The organism is Devosia sp. XK-2 (genome assembly GCF_037113415.1).
Classification (GTDB): Bacteria; Pseudomonadota; Alphaproteobacteria; order Rhizobiales; family Devosiaceae; genus Devosia.
On the sequence record NZ_CP146608.1, the window covers coordinates 703669 to 719266 of the forward strand.

The 15598-nt window shown below is 63.7% G+C and carries 13 protein-coding genes; 11 read left to right on the top strand and 2 right to left on the bottom strand.

What is annotated here, in order from left to right; all coding sequences use genetic code 11:
• Positions 1–95 precede the first annotated feature (95 nt).
• The 4 genes from V8Z65_RS03435 to edd all read left to right on the top strand — a co-directional run bounded on the left by V8Z65_RS03435 (position 96) and on the right by edd (position 5262).
• Positions 96–1037: a BadF/BadG/BcrA/BcrD ATPase family protein gene (locus tag V8Z65_RS03435; protein ID WP_338722547.1), complete on the top strand. Its 942-nt coding sequence runs from the start codon at positions 96–98 to the stop codon at positions 1035–1037.
• Positions 1038–1050: 13 nt separating this feature from the next.
• Complete coding sequence (zwf, locus tag V8Z65_RS03440; RefSeq protein ID WP_338722549.1) at positions 1051–2535, top strand: glucose-6-phosphate dehydrogenase; 1485 nt, start codon at positions 1051–1053, stop codon at positions 2533–2535.
• Between the two features lie 93 nt (positions 2536–2628).
• Entirely contained in the window at positions 2629–3324 is a 696-nt protein-coding gene (gene pgl / locus V8Z65_RS03445) for a 6-phosphogluconolactonase (RefSeq protein WP_338722550.1), read from the top strand.
• A 123-nt stretch (positions 3325–3447) separates the two neighbouring features.
• Entirely contained in the window at positions 3448–5262 is a 1815-nt protein-coding gene (gene edd, locus V8Z65_RS03450) for a phosphogluconate dehydratase (protein WP_338722551.1), read from the top strand.
• On the opposite strand, the gene V8Z65_RS03455 is transcribed toward edd, so the two are convergent.
• Positions 5255–6442, bottom strand: a complete 1188-nt coding sequence (locus V8Z65_RS03455; protein WP_338722553.1) for a citrate/2-methylcitrate synthase — start codon at positions 6440–6442, stop codon at positions 5255–5257. The genes edd and V8Z65_RS03455 overlap by 8 nt on opposite strands.
• A 31-nt stretch (positions 6443–6473) precedes the next feature.
• On the opposite strand from V8Z65_RS03455, the gene V8Z65_RS03460 reads away from it, so the two are divergent.
• Positions 6474–7547 (top strand): citrate synthase/methylcitrate synthase, encoded by a 1074-nt coding sequence (locus tag V8Z65_RS03460; RefSeq protein WP_338722555.1) that lies wholly within the window; start codon positions 6474–6476, stop codon positions 7545–7547.
• A 314-nt stretch (positions 7548–7861) separates the two neighbouring features.
• On the opposite strand, the gene mutL is transcribed toward V8Z65_RS03460, so the two are convergent.
• On the bottom strand, positions 7862–9676 hold the full coding sequence (gene mutL / locus V8Z65_RS03465) for a DNA mismatch repair endonuclease MutL (protein ID WP_338722557.1): 1815 nt from the start codon (positions 9674–9676) through the stop codon (positions 7862–7864).
• Positions 9677–10633: 957 nt separating this feature from the next.
• Between mutL and V8Z65_RS03470 the strand changes: the two genes are divergently transcribed.
• The 6 genes from V8Z65_RS03470 (at position 10634) to V8Z65_RS03495 (ending at position 15597) form a co-directional block, all read left to right on the top strand.
• Positions 10634–12343: an alpha/beta-hydrolase family protein gene (locus tag V8Z65_RS03470; protein WP_338722558.1), complete on the top strand. Its 1710-nt coding sequence runs from the start codon at positions 10634–10636 to the stop codon at positions 12341–12343.
• Between the two features lie 33 nt (positions 12344–12376).
• Positions 12377–13240, top strand: coding sequence for a DMT family transporter (locus V8Z65_RS03475; protein WP_338722560.1), 864 nt, complete (start codon positions 12377–12379; stop codon positions 13238–13240).
• A 41-nt stretch (positions 13241–13281) separates the two neighbouring features.
• Complete coding sequence (locus tag V8Z65_RS03480; RefSeq protein WP_338723939.1) at positions 13282–13713, top strand: nucleoside deaminase; 432 nt, start codon at positions 13282–13284, stop codon at positions 13711–13713.
• A 178-nt stretch (positions 13714–13891) separates the two neighbouring features.
• Positions 13892–14356: a hypothetical protein gene (locus V8Z65_RS03485; RefSeq protein WP_338722561.1), complete on the top strand. Its 465-nt coding sequence runs from the start codon at positions 13892–13894 to the stop codon at positions 14354–14356.
• Positions 14356–14589 (top strand): helix-turn-helix transcriptional regulator, encoded by a 234-nt coding sequence (locus V8Z65_RS03490; protein ID WP_338722562.1) that lies wholly within the window; start codon positions 14356–14358, stop codon positions 14587–14589. Before V8Z65_RS03485 ends, V8Z65_RS03490 begins: the two co-directional genes overlap by 1 nt.
• Before the next feature lie 18 nt (positions 14590–14607).
• Entirely contained in the window at positions 14608–15597 is a 990-nt protein-coding gene (locus V8Z65_RS03495) for an NAD(P)-dependent alcohol dehydrogenase (protein WP_338722563.1), read from the top strand.
• Position 15598: the final 1 nt, after the last annotated feature.

Genomic DNA, 15598 nt, shown 5'->3' on the forward strand with positions numbered 1-15598 from the left:
TCCGCGCCGAATTGACCACCTAGTCTGGGAGCGACAGGGCGGGGCTTTCGCGCTCGGCGTCTTTTGATTCCCACACACTCACGGAGATGCTTTTCGTGCTGCGATATTACCTTGGCGTTGACGGAGGCGGTACCAATTGCCGCATACGCTTGGCCAACGAGAAGCTCGAAACGCTGGCAGAGGTCAAGAACGGCCGCTCCAACCTGCAGATTGATGGCGGCGAGCCGGCCTATAAGGCCATCAGTGCCGGAGCCCGCGACGTCTTCGAGGCTGCCGGGCTCGATTTTGCCGAGGCCGCAAATACCTATGCCTGTTTCGGCATGGCAGGCGGGCGCATGGATTCGGCCCGTCACGCCTTTGCAGCCCGGCCATGGCCCTTTGCCGGCGTCAAAGTCTATGACGATATCGACATTGCCCATGCCGGCGCGCTGGGCGGCGGCGAGGGCGGCGTGGTCATTATCGGTACCGGCTCGGCCGCCATGTCCATCGTTGGCGGCACCCGCCACCAGGCCGGCGGTTGGGGGTTCCATATCGGCGACCAGATGAGCGGCGCCATTCTGGGCCGTGAACTGGTCCGCTATTCTATCGAAGCCGAAGACGGCCTTGCCGAAACCTCCCCCCTGACCAAGGCGGTGATCGCGGCTCTGGGCGGCAATAATCAGGCCGTCATGACATGGTCTTTTGCCACCGAAATGGACCTGAAACTGCTGAGCCGCGACGGCACCGAAGGCTGCGACGATGCGCTGGTCGGCCGCGCGCCGGGCGAATTCGGCAAGTTGATGCCGCTCTGGTTTGATCACCTGGAGCGCAACGACCCGGTGGCTCTCAAGCTTCTCGACATCGAATTGGGCTATGTCGACACCTATGTGCGCTGGTTCAAAGGTCATGGCGCCACGGTCATGGCCATTGTCGGCGGACTGGGCCAGCGCCTGTTCCCGGCCCTGCAGCAACGCTATGGTGACTTTGTCGCTCTGCCCAAATACGAACCTCTGCACGGCGCGGTGATCCTCGCCCAACAGAACTTCGCGTCAAACTAGAGGACCTGCCCACGTGTCCAGCCGCATCATTCCCGTCCAGCCGTTCGACTATGTGGTGTTTGGCGCCACCGGCGACCTGACCAAGCGCAAGCTGATCCCCGCGCTTTACCATCGTTTCAAGGACGGGCAGTTCGACGAGCAGAGCCGCATCATCGGTGTGTCGCGCTCCAAGCTCACCAATGCTGAATTTCAGAAGCTCGCCGGCGATGCCGTTGCCCAGTTTGTCGAGGAAGACTATCAGGACGCCGCCATCATCAAGCGCTTCCTGACCATCTTCTCCTATGTGGTCAACGATGTTTCCGACGAGGCCGGCTGGGGCGATATCAAAAAGGCGCTGCGCGACGACTCCAATGTGGTGCGCGCCTTCTATCTCGCCGTGGCGCCGGACCTGTTCGAACCGATTGCCGAGCAACTGGCCAAGACCAAGGTCTATCGTCGCGACGCGCGCGTCGTCATCGAAAAGCCGCTCGGCCACGATCTGGCCTCGTCGATCGAGATCAATGACGGCGTCTCCAAGATCTTTAAGGAAGATCAGGTTTACCGCATCGACCATTATCTCGGTAAGGAGACGGTGCAGAACCTGCTCGCCCTGCGTTTTGCCAATACCCTGTTCGAACCGATCTGGAATTCGGCCCATATCGACCATGTCCAGCTCACGGTGGCCGAAAGCGTCGGCGCCGGTACGCGCGGCTATTACGATGAGAGCGGCGCGCTCAGGGACATGATCCAGAACCACATGCTGCAATTGCTTTGCCTTGTGGCCATGGAGCCGCCCGCCAGCGACGACGCCAATGCCCTGCGCGATGAAAAACTCAAGGTCTTGCGCGCGCTTCGCCCCATTACCAATGGCGAAGTGGCCACCAAGACCGTGCGCGGCCAATATCGCGGCGTGACGTCCGAAACCGCCTCGGTTGCCAGCTATCAGGACGAATTGCCCGAGGACAAGAAGGGCAGCCATACCGAGACCTTTGTGGCGCTCAAGGCCGAGATCGACAATTGGCGCTGGGCCGGTGTGCCGTTCTACATGCGGACCGGCAAGCGCATGGCCGAGCGCGTTTCGGAAATCTGCATCCAGTTCAAGCCCATTCCGCATTCGATCTTCGATCATGCCGAGGGGGCGCCCAAGGCCAATAAGCTCATCATCCGTCTGCAGCCCGACGAGGGCGTCAAGATGATGATGATGATCAAGGACCCCGGCCCGGGCGGCATGCGCCTGCGCCAGGTACCTCTCAATCTGAGCTTTGCCGAGACCTTTACCGAGCGAACGCCGGAAGCCTATGAGCGCTTGCTGATGGATGTGGTGCGCGGCAGCCAGACCCTGTTCATGCGTCGCGACGAGCTGGAAGCGGCCTGGACGTGGGTCGACCCGATCCGTCAGGCCTGGGACCGTTCGCCCGAGCCGCCCCAGACCTATACTGCCGGCACCTGGGGCCCGAGCGGCGCCGTGGCCTTGATCGAGCGTGACGGTCGTACCTGGTATGAGGGGCCGAATTCGTGACGCGTTTGGCCATCTCCGATGGCCTGTTCCTGCCCGCCTTGCCCACCATCGGGCAGGAGGCACAGGAACCCATATGAGCGAAAGATACGGGGCATGACAATCGAACGCCGCAGCTTTGCCGACAAATCGACCCTGGCCAAGGAATTGGCCGAGGCCGTTGCCGACCGCATTCGCGCAGCTATTGCCGAACGTGGTGCGGCGGCGATTGCCGTCAGCGGCGGCTCGACGCCCGGAAAGTTCTTTCAGGCGCTGGGCAAGACCAAGGATATAGACTGGTCCAAGGTCGTGGTGACGCTGGTCGACGAACGTTGGGTCGATGAAACTAGTGACCGCTCCAATGCGGCGCTGGTCAATGAAAAGATGCTGCAGGGCCCAGCGGCCACGGCCCGCTTCTTTCCGCTTTATTCGGGCGGCGACGCGCCGACAGATACCGCCATTGCCAAGACCAATGCGCTGATGGCTGAATTGCCGCAGCCCTTTGCAGCCGTCATTCTGGGCATGGGCAATGATGGCCATACGGCCAGTTTCTTCCCCGGCGGCGACACACTGGCCGCGGCGCTGACTGAGGCGGGCCCGACCCTTGCCATTCGCGCGCCGGGCGCTGGTGAACCGCGCGTGACCTTTACTTTGCCGCGCCTGCTCGAGACCGACGGCCTCTACCTTCATATCGAAGGTGAGAGCAAAGCCGAGGTGCTTGAGACGGCGCTGGGCGATGGACCGGCCGAAGACATGCCGATCCGTGCCGTGTTGCGCTCCGGTGCGCCGGTGACCGTTTACTGGTGTCCTTGACGCTCCTGGGGCGGTCCCCAATCGACCGCCCTGGCCGCTGACGGATACTGGTTTGTTGATGCAAGGATTACCGCGCCAGCGGCCCCCTTCTGGCGTGCCCTTGCCTAGCTTTGGAGACTTGCCATGACCGTCCGCCAGGCCATCCAGGATGTGACCGACCGCATTGCCGCGCGCAGCCGCGACAGCCGCCGGGATTACCTCGAACGCCTCGATGCCGCCAAAGAGCAGGGCGTCTACCGCGCCGCATTGTCCTGCGGCAATCTCGCCCACGGCTTTGCTGCCTGCTCGCCCTCCGAAAAGGCGGCTCTCGCCGGCAACAAGACGCTCAATCTGGGCATTGTCACCAGCTATAACGACATGCTGAGCGCCCATCAGCCCTACCAATTCTACCCCGAAATCATCAAGGAAGCGGCCCGCGAGATCGGTGCGACCGCCCAGGTGGCGGGCGGCGTTCCGGCCATGTGCGACGGCGTCACCCAGGGTCAGCCAGGCATGGACCTCTCGCTGTTCTCCCGCGACGTGATCGCCATGGCGACCGCCATTTCCCTCTCGCACAACATGTTCGACGCAGCCGTTTACCTCGGCATCTGCGACAAGATCGTGCCGGGTCTGGTCATCGGCGCCCTCAATTTCGGCCACCTGCCAGCGGTGTTCATCCCGGCCGGGCCGATGCCATCGGGCCTGCCCAATGATGAAAAGAGCAAGGTCCGCCAGCTCTATATGGAGGGCAAGGTCGGCCGCGCCGAGCTGCTCGAGGCCGAAAGCAAGTCCTACCACTCGGCCGGCACCTGCACCTTTTACGGCACCGCCAATTCCAACCAGATGCTCATGGAAATCATGGGCCTGCACCTGCCCGGCGCCAGCTTCGTCAATCCCGGTACGCCCTTGCGTGACGCTCTGACCCGCGAGGCCACCAAGCGCGCGCTTTCGCTCTCGGCTCTGGGCAATAATTACACGCCTATCGGCCATATCATGGACGAGAAGGCTATCGTCAACGGTCTGGTCGGCCTGCATGCGACGGGCGGATCGACCAACCACACCATGCATCTGATCGCCATGGCCGCCGCCGCCGGTCTGCAGGTCACCTGGGACGACATGAGCGACCTCAGCGATGCCACCCCCTTGCTGGCGCGCGTCTATCCCAATGGCGTTGCCGACGTGAACCACTTCCACGCAGCGGGCGGCATGGGCTTCCTCATCAAGGAACTGCTGAACGACGGCTATCTCCACGAAGACGTCAAGACCGTCTGGGGTACTGGGCTTTCGGGATACACTGTTGAAGCCAAGCTGATCGAGGACGCGCTGAGCTTTGAACAGGCGCCCGAAGAAAGCGCCCTGCCCAAGGTTCTCACCAGCACCAAGGCGCCGTTCCAGCCGACAGGCGGTCTCAAATTGCTCAAGGGCAATCTGGGCCGTTCGGTCATCAAGGTCTCGGCGGTCAAGCCCGAACACCGCGTGGTCGAGGCCCCAGCCCGTGTCTTCCATGGCCAGGAAGGCCTGCAGGCCGCTTTCAAGGCCGGCGAATTGACCGGTGATATGATCGCCGTGGTCCGTTTCTCTGGCCCCAAGGCCATCGGCATGCCCGAACTCCATAAGCTGACCCCGGCGCTTGGCGTGCTGCAGGACCGCGGCTTCAAGGTGGCGCTGCTCACTGACGGCCGCATGTCCGGCGCCTCGGGCAAGGTGCCAGCGGCGATCCACATGACGCCAGAAGCCATGGATGGCGGCCCGATCAGCAAGATCCGCGACGGCGACATGATCCGTCTTGACGCCAATGACGGCACTTTGACCTTCCTGGGCGATGAGAAAGAATTTTTCTCTCGCACGCCGGCCACCGAAGACCTGCGGCCCCAGCATTTCGGCATGGGCCGCGAACTTTTCGCCGGCTTCCGCAGCCTGGTGGGCGTGGCCGACAAGGGCGCGAGCGTTTTCAACTGATCTGGGGCCTCGGGCCGGTATATCGCGCCCGTGGCCTTATCAGCGTACCTGTTTCGACCTGTTCCAGCGCGTGGGCAATCCAGCCCACGCTGCGGGCCAGGGCGAAGACCTGCAGCGGCGCATCGTCCGGCAGACCGAATGCGGCTGTCATCGCGGCCAGCGCGAAGTCGATATTCGGCTTCTCTCCGGTCAGGCGTTCGCCGGCCATGGCCAGTTCGGCAAAGACCTGCGGCACGGTGAATGCGGCTAGAAGGGTCGCGGCGCGGGCGTCGCCCTTGGCGTAGAGGCGGTGACCGAAACAGGGCAGGGCACCGCCCTGGCGCAAATGCGCTGCAATCGCTGCATCGGCTCCCAGCCTCTGCGCCTGATCGACCAGACCTGCCATGCTCTGGCTGGCATTGCCATGCAGCGGGCCCGATAGGGCTGCCAGCCCGGACAGGACGGCGGCGGCCAGGGGCGCGCCGGTCGAGGCGGTGACGCGCGCCGCGAAGGTCGAGGCGTTCAGCTCATGCTCGGCCAGCAGCACCAGTGCCCGCCGGAGCGGATCGGCGGCATCGCGCCGCTGCCACTGCCGCGCCAGGCGTTCATGCAGCGGATCGCTGCCGGGCGCGGCCAGGGCGCCACTGAGGAAGGACACGACCAGGGCCGCATCCTCAAGCAGCACCGCCCGATGCCGCCCGCTTGTCGGCATCGCCGTGGCGGCCAACTCGGCCATGGCCCGATAGGCCGCGGCAATGCCGGGCTGTCGCGCCTGCGCCCGATTGGCAAAGTCGGGTCGCTCATCCGAAGCCCAGAGCAGCCGGGCTGCGGCGCCCAATGTGGCGGTCTCCGCCAGCTTGACCGCATCTTCGCCCCGATAGAGCAATTGGTCGGCGCTGATGGTGGAAATCGCGGTTTCCAGCACCGGCTCGCCCCAGGCGATGGACTCGGCAGCCACGATGCGAGCCGGGCGGCGGCCCTGTCGGCGGCTGGCCAGCCGCTCGACATCGTCCTGCCGGTAGAGGCTTTTGCGTGGATCGCTCGGGTCCGGCCGCGCGGTGATCCGCCCCCGGCTGACATTGGCATAAAGTGTCTGCGGCTTGGTGCCCAACCGTGCCAGCGCTTCGTCCGCCGTCAGCCAATTCATGTCCGCCTCGCATTGATCAATAACATCAAGATTGACGTCAATCTTGCTTAGCATGATCTAGGGCCGAACAACAAGGAGACGCAGTATGTCCGGTCTTGATGACGTCATTGCCGCTGAAACCCGCCTCAGCGAGGTCGACGGCGCCAATGGGCGCCTGGTGATCTGCGGCCATAGCCTGGACGCACTGGCCGGGCGGGTCAGTTACGAGGCGGTTCTGGCCCTGTTGCTGCCCGGCCTGCTATCGGCCAATAGGGAGGTGGTGCGGGCAGAACTGGCGCAGGCACGGCTCCGGGCGTTCCGGGAAGTTTCAAGGCTGGATGCCGATCTAGTCTCTCTCTCCCTCACCGAAGCGCTTCGTGCCCTTATGGCACGCCTGCCAGATGGCGAGGATAAGTCCGTGGCCCTGCTGCAGATTGCGGCGCCTGCCGTCTTCGTGCCGGCGCTGGTCCGCGCGAAACGGGCGCAGAAGCCGATGCCGCCGCATCCGGGGCTGAGCCACGCGGCCGATATGCTGGCCATGCTGTCGGGCAATGTGCCCAGCACCGAACAGGTCAGGGCGCTCGACACCTATCTCGTCACGGTCTCCGACCATGGGCTCAATGCCTCGACCTTCACCGCCCGTGTCGTCGCCTCTACCCGCGCCGGCTATGCCTCGGCGGTGCTGGCGGCCCTGGGGGCGCTCAAGGGGCCGCTGCATGGCGGTGCGCCCGGACCCGTGCTCGACATGCTCGATGCCATTGGTGCGCCGGACAAGGCCGCGCCCTGGGTCGATGCAGCCCTGACGCGGGGTGAGCGGCTCATGGGCTTCGGCCACCGCATTTACCGGGTGCGCGACCCTCGGGCCGATGCACTCAAGGCCGCGCTCAATCAGCTCGGTGCCGCGGGCGGCTGGGACCCCAATCGACTGGCGCTGGCCGAGGCGGTGGAACGCGAGGCGCTGCTTGCCCTGCGCGCCGCCAAGCCCGATCGGGTGCTCGAGACCAATGTGGAATTCTTCACCGCCCTGCTGCTCGAAGCCCTTGGCTTCCCGCGCGAGGCATTCACAGGCGTTTTCGCTGCCGGCCGGGTCGGCGGCTGGATCGCCCATGCATGCGAACAGGTCGAAACCGGTCGCCTCATCCGCCCGCAATCGCGCTATGTGGGTCCGAAGGCGGCTTAATCGGTCTTTGCAGCCGGCCTATATCATCCGGAGCAGGGCCCGCCAGCGCGCAAAGGCGCCTTGATGACCGGTTCGAGCTTGGGCAGCCAGAGATTTGGATCTTTGCCATTTCCACCGTCTTTGCCGGCCGGTCCGGGCATTACCTTTGGCGCCGGACCATTGCATCCCGCATGAACGACAATATCCTCAATCGCGCCTGCCGATGCGCAGAACAACAATAAACAGACCAGCCCCCAGACTATGCGCATTTCTGTACCCCCTTTGTTCCTAAAGCAAAGGTTGCGCTTTTGTTCTCATGAGTCAATCACAAATCGTTAACGACTTCTGCCGAACAGGCGTTCGATATCGCCCTTCTTGAGTTCGACATAGGTGGGGCGGCCATGGATGCACTGGCCGGAATGGGGTGTGGCTTCCATCTCGCGCAAGAGGGCATTCATCTCGTCCACTCGCAGGCGCCGCCCGGAGCGAACCGAGCCGTGACAGGCCATGCGGCCGATAATGGCCTCCATGCGTTCGGTGAGGGCCGCGGTACTATCCCATTCCGCAAGGCCGTCGGCCAGGTCACGGACGAGACCGGAAATATCGGTATTCCCGAGCAGAGCAGGGGTCTCGCGCACAGCGATGGCGCGCGGACCGAAACGGTCAAGATAAAGTCCAAAGCGTTCAAGTTCGGACGCAGCCTCTTCGAGGCGGGCACAATCCTCTTCGGGCAGTTCGATGATCACCGGAATGAGCTGCGCCTGGCTCGGCACCGGGCCGGAGGCGAGCTGCGCCTTGAACCGCTCATAGACCAGCCGCTCATGGGCCGCATGCTGATCGACCAGTAATAGGCCGGTGCCGTTCTGGGCAATGATGTAATTGTCGAACATCTGCGCCCGCGCGGTGCCCAACGGGTAATCCGCCGGTTCGGCCGGGATCTCGATCGGTTCGACCCGGGCGCTGGGCTCGGTGAAGCCCACGAGCTGGCCGGGCCGGCGGTCGAGATTGAGTGGCGCGCGGTCCATGGGGATGGCGTAACGCTGCGGCTGATAGGCCTGACCCGCTGGAGCCACGGGCGCAGGCGCATCCGGTTCGGCCATTTCGGGTGTCGAAAAGGCCCCCAGAATATCCTCGGCGACACTGGTCGACGCCTTGAAACCGGCGCTGGCAAGGGCAGTACCAATGGCCTTAATCACGGCGCCGCGCACCGCGCCCTGATCGCGAAAGCGCAATTCGGCCTTGGCCGGATGTACATTGACGTCTACCTCCGCCGGGTCGATGGCGAGATAGAGCGCGACAACCGGGAAACGGTCGCGGAACACATAATCGGCAAAGGCGGCGCGCACGGCGCCGACCAGCACCTTGTCGCGCACCGAGCGGCCATTGACGAAATAGAACTGCGAAAGGGAATTGGCGCGCGTATAGGTGGGCAGGCCCGCCATGCCAGCCACCACAATGCCGTGCCGGGCTGTGGCCAGGGTCACCGCGTTTTCAACGAAATCAGCGCCCATGACCTGGCCGAGCCGGGCCCCAAGCGCGCCTTCGCCGGTTACCGCCGGCCAGTTCGAGGCGGTGCGGTCCGAGCCTTCGAGCACGAAATGCACCTGCGGATTGGCCATGGCGAGACGCTTGACCACATCGGTGATGGCGCCGGTTTCCGCCCGCGCGCTTTTGAGAAATTTACGCCGTGCCGGGACCTGGGCGAAGAGGTCCTTGACCTCGATGACCGTCCCCCGATTCATGGCTTGCGGCATGGGGCCGGACCGGCGGCCATTGTCCACCATGAGCACCAGACCGGTTTCGGCGTCGGTTGTTCGCGAGGCGACGGAGAGCCGCGCCACCGAACCGATGGAGGCCAGCGCCTCGCCACGGAAGCCCAGCGTGCGGATATCGTCGAGATCGTCGGCGCCGAGCTTGGAGGTGGCATGCCGCTCAACCGACAGCAAGAGATCGTCGCGATCCATGCCCTGCCCGTCATCGGCAATGCGGATCAGGTCCATGCCGCCATTGGCCGTGGTCACGGTAATGCGGCGCGCGCGCGCATCAATGGAATTTTCTATGAGTTCCTTGACCACGCTGGCCGGGCGCTCGACCACCTCGCCGGCGGCAATGCGGTTGATCAGGTCTTCGGGTAGCTGGCGGATGGGCAAGGGCGATTCTCCTGAAGATGCAATATAAGGCAGGGTGTCCGCCATTCCGACCCGCATCGGTGTTTGTACCCAAGCCAGATTACCGCCCAGCCATGTGGCCTCGCGGTTGTGAGGAAAAGCGCGGAGTCCCGAGACGGCTGCCGTCCCTGAAACTAAAAAACTGAGACGAAAGCCGTCTTGGGAACGCTTGCCATTCGCGCATAGCGCTCAAGGCCTTCTTGCCTGGCCCGGCTCCACCGGAGCGAAATTGCCTCCGGCCGGTTTGAAGCCCACAAGGGGAGGGAAGCGCAGGGCCGCAGCGCTTGTGCTCATCTTCTCCCTCCCCCTTGTGGGGAGGGACCAAGGGTGGGGGTGCTGTCCGTGACCCAGATGGCAGCTATCGCCCCCATTGCGGTCGTTTAAGGCCACCTTGCGGGCGCCGGTCACCAGACATACATCTGCGGTGATCGGCTTCGTGCTCTTCAAGAGGGTACCTTGTCCAACCAGTTCTCAAGACGAACTATTACCTCTTGGGTCAGAGGAAGTGTGAACTGCCTGTCTTCTTCCCAATCGGATTGTACTAGTTCGTACGTGAGAGATCGGAGCTCACGCCGCAGATCCTCTGGCATGCCCTCCAATGCCGACGCGTGGCTCTCAAGCGAGCCTTCTGCTTCCACATTGCTGATCATTCGGTTTCTTAGCGCGTCAACTACATCGCGCATCCGGCCGACTATCGATGTGTTTGACATACCAGTCTCCATCCCGAAGCTTGACCAATTGACGCTTCGCCGCTAGCGGTGAAACGTGCCGGTAATCGCTCCCGTACGGCTCTCAGATGCGACGATAGAGGCCGAGCCGTCCCGGTGTCCGATTGGATATACGTCCGCTAACTAATCTTGAAAGTCCAGAATCGGACAGTCCCCTTCCCACCCCAACCCCGCCATTGACCCGGCGCCCCATCCGGGTTCACCTAAGGTCATGACGACCACCCATCCCCGCGTGCCGAAGGATTGGGCCCAGCGGGCGGATGCTCTATGGGATGCGGTGGCCTATCATCTCTCGCCGCCCGGATTGCTGGTGGGGTCTATTTTCTTTGCGCTGTCGTTGACGCCGTCGCTTCTGCCGCGCACCGAAGCGGTGCAGGGTATTCTCTCCGGATGCTGCTTTGCGGTGGGCTATGGCTTTGGCAATCTGGCCCATTGGCTCTGGGGTTTTCTGGGGCTCAAGGTTCCGCCCGGACGGGTCACGCGCCTGCTTGGCGTGCTGGTCGGCCTGGTTTGCCTGGGGCTGGTGCTGACGGCGCTACTTTATTCCAATAGCTGGCAGAATTCGGTGCGCTCGGTCATGGGCATGGCGCCGGTCGATGAGAACCAGCCATTGATCATTGCCTCGGCGGCGCTGCCCATTGCTGCGGTCATCCTGATTGCCGGCAAGGTAATGGTGACCATCATCCGGCTGGTCTGGCGCTGGCTGACGCCGCATATGCCACCCCGGGCCGCCTTCGTTCTGGCCACCGCGCTGGTGCTGATGCTGACCAGCATTCTGGTCAATACCCTGTTCCTGCGCGCCGCATTGCGCGCCGCCGACAATTTCTACGAACGGCTCGATGCGTTGGTATCGACCGATAGTGAGCCGCCCGCCCATTGGTACCAGACCGGCAGCGCCGCCTCACTGGTCGATTGGGATACGATCGGGCGGGATTCGCGCGTCTATATTCAGTCCGGACCCGATGCGGCCGCCATCGAGGCCATGACTGGCAAACCGGCCATGGAGCCGCTGCGCACCTATATCGGCCTGCGATCTGCGCCGACCATTCAGGACCGGGCCGACCTGGCCCTGGCCGAACTGGTGCGGATCGGCGCCTTCGAGCGTTCGGCCCTGGTGCTGGTCATGCCGGTGGGAACCGGCTGGGTGGACCGCGCGGCCATCGACACGCTCGAATATCTGCACCATGGCGATGTGGCGAGCGTTGCAGTGCAATATTCCTATCTCACCAGCGTGCTCTCGCTTTGGATCGAGCCCGAACTGGGGACGGAAACGGCCCAGGTCCTGTTCAACACCGTCTATGCCTATTGGACGCAATTGCCCAGGGACAAGCGGCCCCGGCTCTATTTGCACGGCCTGAGCCTGGGCGCGCAGGCCTCGCAGAATTCCACCACGGTCTACGATGTGCTGGCCGATCCTTTCGACGGCGCGCTTTGGGCCGGGCCGCCCTTTTCCAGCCCCATCTGGAGCCGCATGACCGAGAACCGCCAACCCGGCAGCCCCGCCTGGCTGCCACGCTTCGGCAATTCCTCGGCCGTGCGCTTCATGAACCAGTCCGGCGCCAAAGGCTGGGAGGGCCTGTCCTGGGGGCCTATGCGCATCGTTTTTTTGCAATATGCCTCCGACCCCATCGTCTTTTTCTCCTTCAATAGCGACTGGCGCAGCCCCGACTGGTTGCGCCCACCGCGCGGACCCGATGTGTCTCCGGCGCTCAACTGGTATCCGGTGGTGACCTTCCTGCAATTGGCGCTGGATGCGGCATTGGCGCAGACCGCGCCGGTGGGCTATGGGCATGTCTATGCGCCGGCCGACTATATTGATGCCTGGGTGCAGGTGACCCAGCCGCCGGGCTGGACAACCGCCGGCCTGGAAGCCCTGAAACAGGCAATCGACCCGCAGGACTACGCCCCATTTACGCCGTGACACAGGCTGGGGCCTGGTGCATGAAGAGGGCTTATGCGCGTCTTTTTGCTGTCCAGCCTGGCTATGATCGCCTTTGCCGCCAATTCGCTCCTGGCGCGGCTGGCGCTGGTCGGCAATGGCACCGATCCCTTGACCTATACCGGGCTGCGATTGCTGTCCGGCGCGCTCATTCTGGCGTTGCTAGTCCGACTGCGTCGGAGTGACCATGCCGGTCCCCTCTATCGGTCCGGTACTTGGAAACAGGCGCTCGCCCTGTTCGGCTATGCCCTGGCCTTTTCGCTGGCCTATGTCCGGCTGGGCGCGGCCATGGGCGCGCTGGTGCTGTTTGCCAGCGTCCAGATCGGCATGGTGACCCGCGCCATCGTCGCGGGCGACCGGCCCGGTCCATTCGAATGGCTCGGTCTGGCCCTGGCGGGCGGTGCCTTTGTCTATCTCGTATCCCCCGGCCTCAGTGCACCGGACGCATTGGGCAGCGCCTTGATGATCCTGGCGGGCCTGTGCTGGGCCGCCTATTCGCTGCTCGGACGCGGCTCCGCCCATCCGCTCGAGGACACGGCCGGCAATTTCCTGCGCTGTCTGCCGCCGGCGTTGGCAATCCTGGGCATGGGGCTGGTGGGACAGCTGCCGCAGGCGGATGGCGTGACCTATGCCATTATGTCGGGCGCCATCGCTTCGGGCCTGGGCTATGCGGTCTGGTATGGCGCGCTCCCGGCATTGTCCCGGACGCGCGCTGCCGTTATTCAACTCTCCGTGCCCGTTATCGCCGCCGTCGCGGCCATTCCCCTTCTGGGGGAGGCATCGAGCCTGAGGCTGGTCATCGCTGCCGTCCTGATTCTGGGTGGCATTGCGCTGGCGACGCTGCTTTCAGGGCGCAGGCGGGCCCAACGAACCGGATGAGGCAGGAGAAGCCTGTGACAAACCAGACAGGCCTTAGCCGCATGGAACTGGCCCTGGCCCTGGCCGAAGACGCCGCCGCCCATGGTGAGGCCCCGGTTGGCGCGGTGGTCATGGAGGGCGATCACGTGCTGGCGGCCGAGCGCAACCGCATGCAGGCGCTCAAGGACCCCACTGCCCATGCCGAATTCCTCGCGATCCGCAAGGCGCTTGAAATCCGCGGCAGCGGCCGTCTGGACGGTTGCGATCTCTATGTGACGCTGGAGCCCTGCGCCATGTGTGCCGGCGCCATCGCCCATGCCCGGTTGCGCCGCGTCTATTTTGCCGCCGAGGATATCAAGGCCGGGGCGGTGGAAAACGGCATTCGGCTGTTCGACCAGCCCACCTGTCACCACCGACCAGAGGTGGTCGGCGGGCTCTCGGCCGGCCGGGCCGAGGCGATGCTGACCCAATTTTTCCGCAAGCTCCGGGACTGACAAACGCCGCAGCCCTCCGGGCACCGCTGTGGGTGGGAAGGAATTGGAAGACAATTCCTTGGTGCCGCCCCAGGGTGGCAAATGGCTGAAATTTCGAACGCTATGTTAAAAATTATTGACATTATGTTCGGGATGATCGATATCAAGGCAATGAAATTTTCCATTTGGAGTGCTTCGCATGACGATGCGGGAGAAAGTGGCCTGGATCTCGGTGTTGACCACGCTGGTGGTCTTTGGCTGGTATTTCTGGAGCGTCTGGGTCGACTTCGCGGCGCGGACGCTGGATGGCGACGCGCTGTTCTGGCGGTTCCTTTGGTGCCTGGGCATCGCCTTCGTCATCATGCTGCCGGCGGCATTGATCGCGGCGCGCCTGGGCGGGCAGGAATTCGATCCGCCGGCTGACGAGATGGAAGTGCGGATCCAGGCCATCTCCAACCGCTACGGGCTGGCGCTGCTGGAAGTCCTGCTGGTCGTCATCGTGCTGGCGAGCAAATGGATCACCGATATAGCGCGCGCCGATTTCACCATCGATCCGGTGGGGGCGACGGCGGTCATGCTGATCAACCTCATCCTCTTGGTCAGCGCCTTCGCGGCCCTGATGCGCGAGATCATCGTCATCATCCAATATCGGCAATACGCCTGATGCCGGCCCCTCCACCCATTTCCAACACTATTCGCCGGCTGCGGTTCGATCATGGCGAAATGACCCAGCAGCAATTGGCTGACGCCATCGGCATGACCCGGCAGACGGTCGCGGCCATCGAGCAGAACAAATATTCGCCGTCCCTGGAGGCCGCCTTTCGGATTGCCGAAGTGTTTGGCGTCGACATCGGCGAGGTTTTTCAGTGGAAGGCCGGCCAGCAATCCGGTTCCTGACCCGTAAGGAGTTCAACAATGAATGCCTGGTTTGCCCGCCGCTATGGCGGACCCGATGTGCTGCGCCTTGAAGAGCTGCCCAAGCCCGTTCCCGGACCGGGCGAGGTACTGGTTGCGGTTCATGTCACCACGGTCAGTTCCGCCGACCACCGCATCCGCGCCTGCGACCTGCCGTCGGGAATGACGCTGATGGGCCGGCTGGCTCTCGGCTGGAGCGGCCCGCGCCAGCCTATTCTGGGCACTGAGCTGGCCGGCATTGTCGAGGTCGTGGGGCAGGGGGTGATGCGGTTTGAACCCGGCAATGCGGTCTACGCCTTTACCGGTGCCAGACAGGGTGCCCATGCCGAATATGTTCTGCTCAAGGAAGACGGGCCCATCGCCCTTATTCCGGAGGGTGTGGACATGCAGACCGCCGCCGCGCTCTGCTTTGGCGGTACGACAGCGCTGCATTATCTGCGCAAGGCCAATGTGCATGCCGGGGAAACGGTGCTGGTGCTGGGCGGCGCCGGGGCTGTCGGCTCGGCGCTGGTCCAATTGGCCAAGATGCGGGGTGCGCATGTGAACGCCACGGCTAGCGCCGCTAATCTGGACCTGCTGCGTGTCCTGGGGGCGGATGCGGTGATCGACTACAAGAGCACCGATGTGACAGGGCTCGAACAAGACTTCGACGTGATTGCCGACACTGTGGCGGCCCTCGATTTCGCGCGGGCACAAAAACTGCTCAAGCCGGGCGGTCGTTACCTCGCCATTGCCGGCGGCATGAAGGAATTATTGGGCAGCCTGCGCCGGGGTCCCCAGGGCAAGCGCATGATTGCCGGGCCTGCCGCCGAGCGCCGCGAGGATATCGAGGAACTGGGACGGCTGGCCGCTCTCGGGCAATTCCGGCCGCTTATAGGCAAGGTCTTTGCCTTTAAGGACATGCCCGCCGCCCATGCATTGGCCGATACGGGGCACAAGCGCGGCAGCGTCGTGGTGGAGGTAGTAGCGCCGAGCGTGAAAGGGTGTTGAC

Excerpts from the sequence above, each read along its gene's own strand:
- V8Z65_RS03490 (WP_338722562.1), top strand. The coding sequence starts at position 14,356 with ATGCCGGCCCCTCCACCCATTTCCAACACTATTCGCCGGCTGCGGTTC.
- V8Z65_RS03460 (WP_338722555.1), top strand. The coding sequence starts at position 6,474 with ATGTCCGGTCTTGATGACGTCATTGCCGCTGAAACCCGCCTCAGCGAG.
- V8Z65_RS03485 (WP_338722561.1), top strand. The coding sequence starts at position 13,892 with ATGACGATGCGGGAGAAAGTGGCCTGGATCTCGGTGTTGACCACGCTG.
- V8Z65_RS03470 (WP_338722558.1), top strand. The coding sequence starts at position 10,634 with ATGACGACCACCCATCCCCGCGTGCCGAAGGATTGGGCCCAGCGGGCG.
- V8Z65_RS03475 (WP_338722560.1), top strand. The coding sequence starts at position 12,377 with ATGCGCGTCTTTTTGCTGTCCAGCCTGGCTATGATCGCCTTTGCCGCC.
- V8Z65_RS03455 (WP_338722553.1), bottom strand. The coding sequence starts at position 6,442 with ATGCTAAGCAAGATTGACGTCAATCTTGATGTTATTGATCAATGCGAG.
- edd (WP_338722551.1), top strand. The coding sequence starts at position 3,448 with ATGACCGTCCGCCAGGCCATCCAGGATGTGACCGACCGCATTGCCGCG.
- V8Z65_RS03495 (WP_338722563.1), top strand. The coding sequence starts at position 14,608 with ATGAATGCCTGGTTTGCCCGCCGCTATGGCGGACCCGATGTGCTGCGC.
- V8Z65_RS03480 (WP_338723939.1), top strand. The coding sequence starts at position 13,282 with ATGGAACTGGCCCTGGCCCTGGCCGAAGACGCCGCCGCCCATGGTGAG.
- pgl (WP_338722550.1), top strand. The coding sequence starts at position 2,629 with ATGACAATCGAACGCCGCAGCTTTGCCGACAAATCGACCCTGGCCAAG.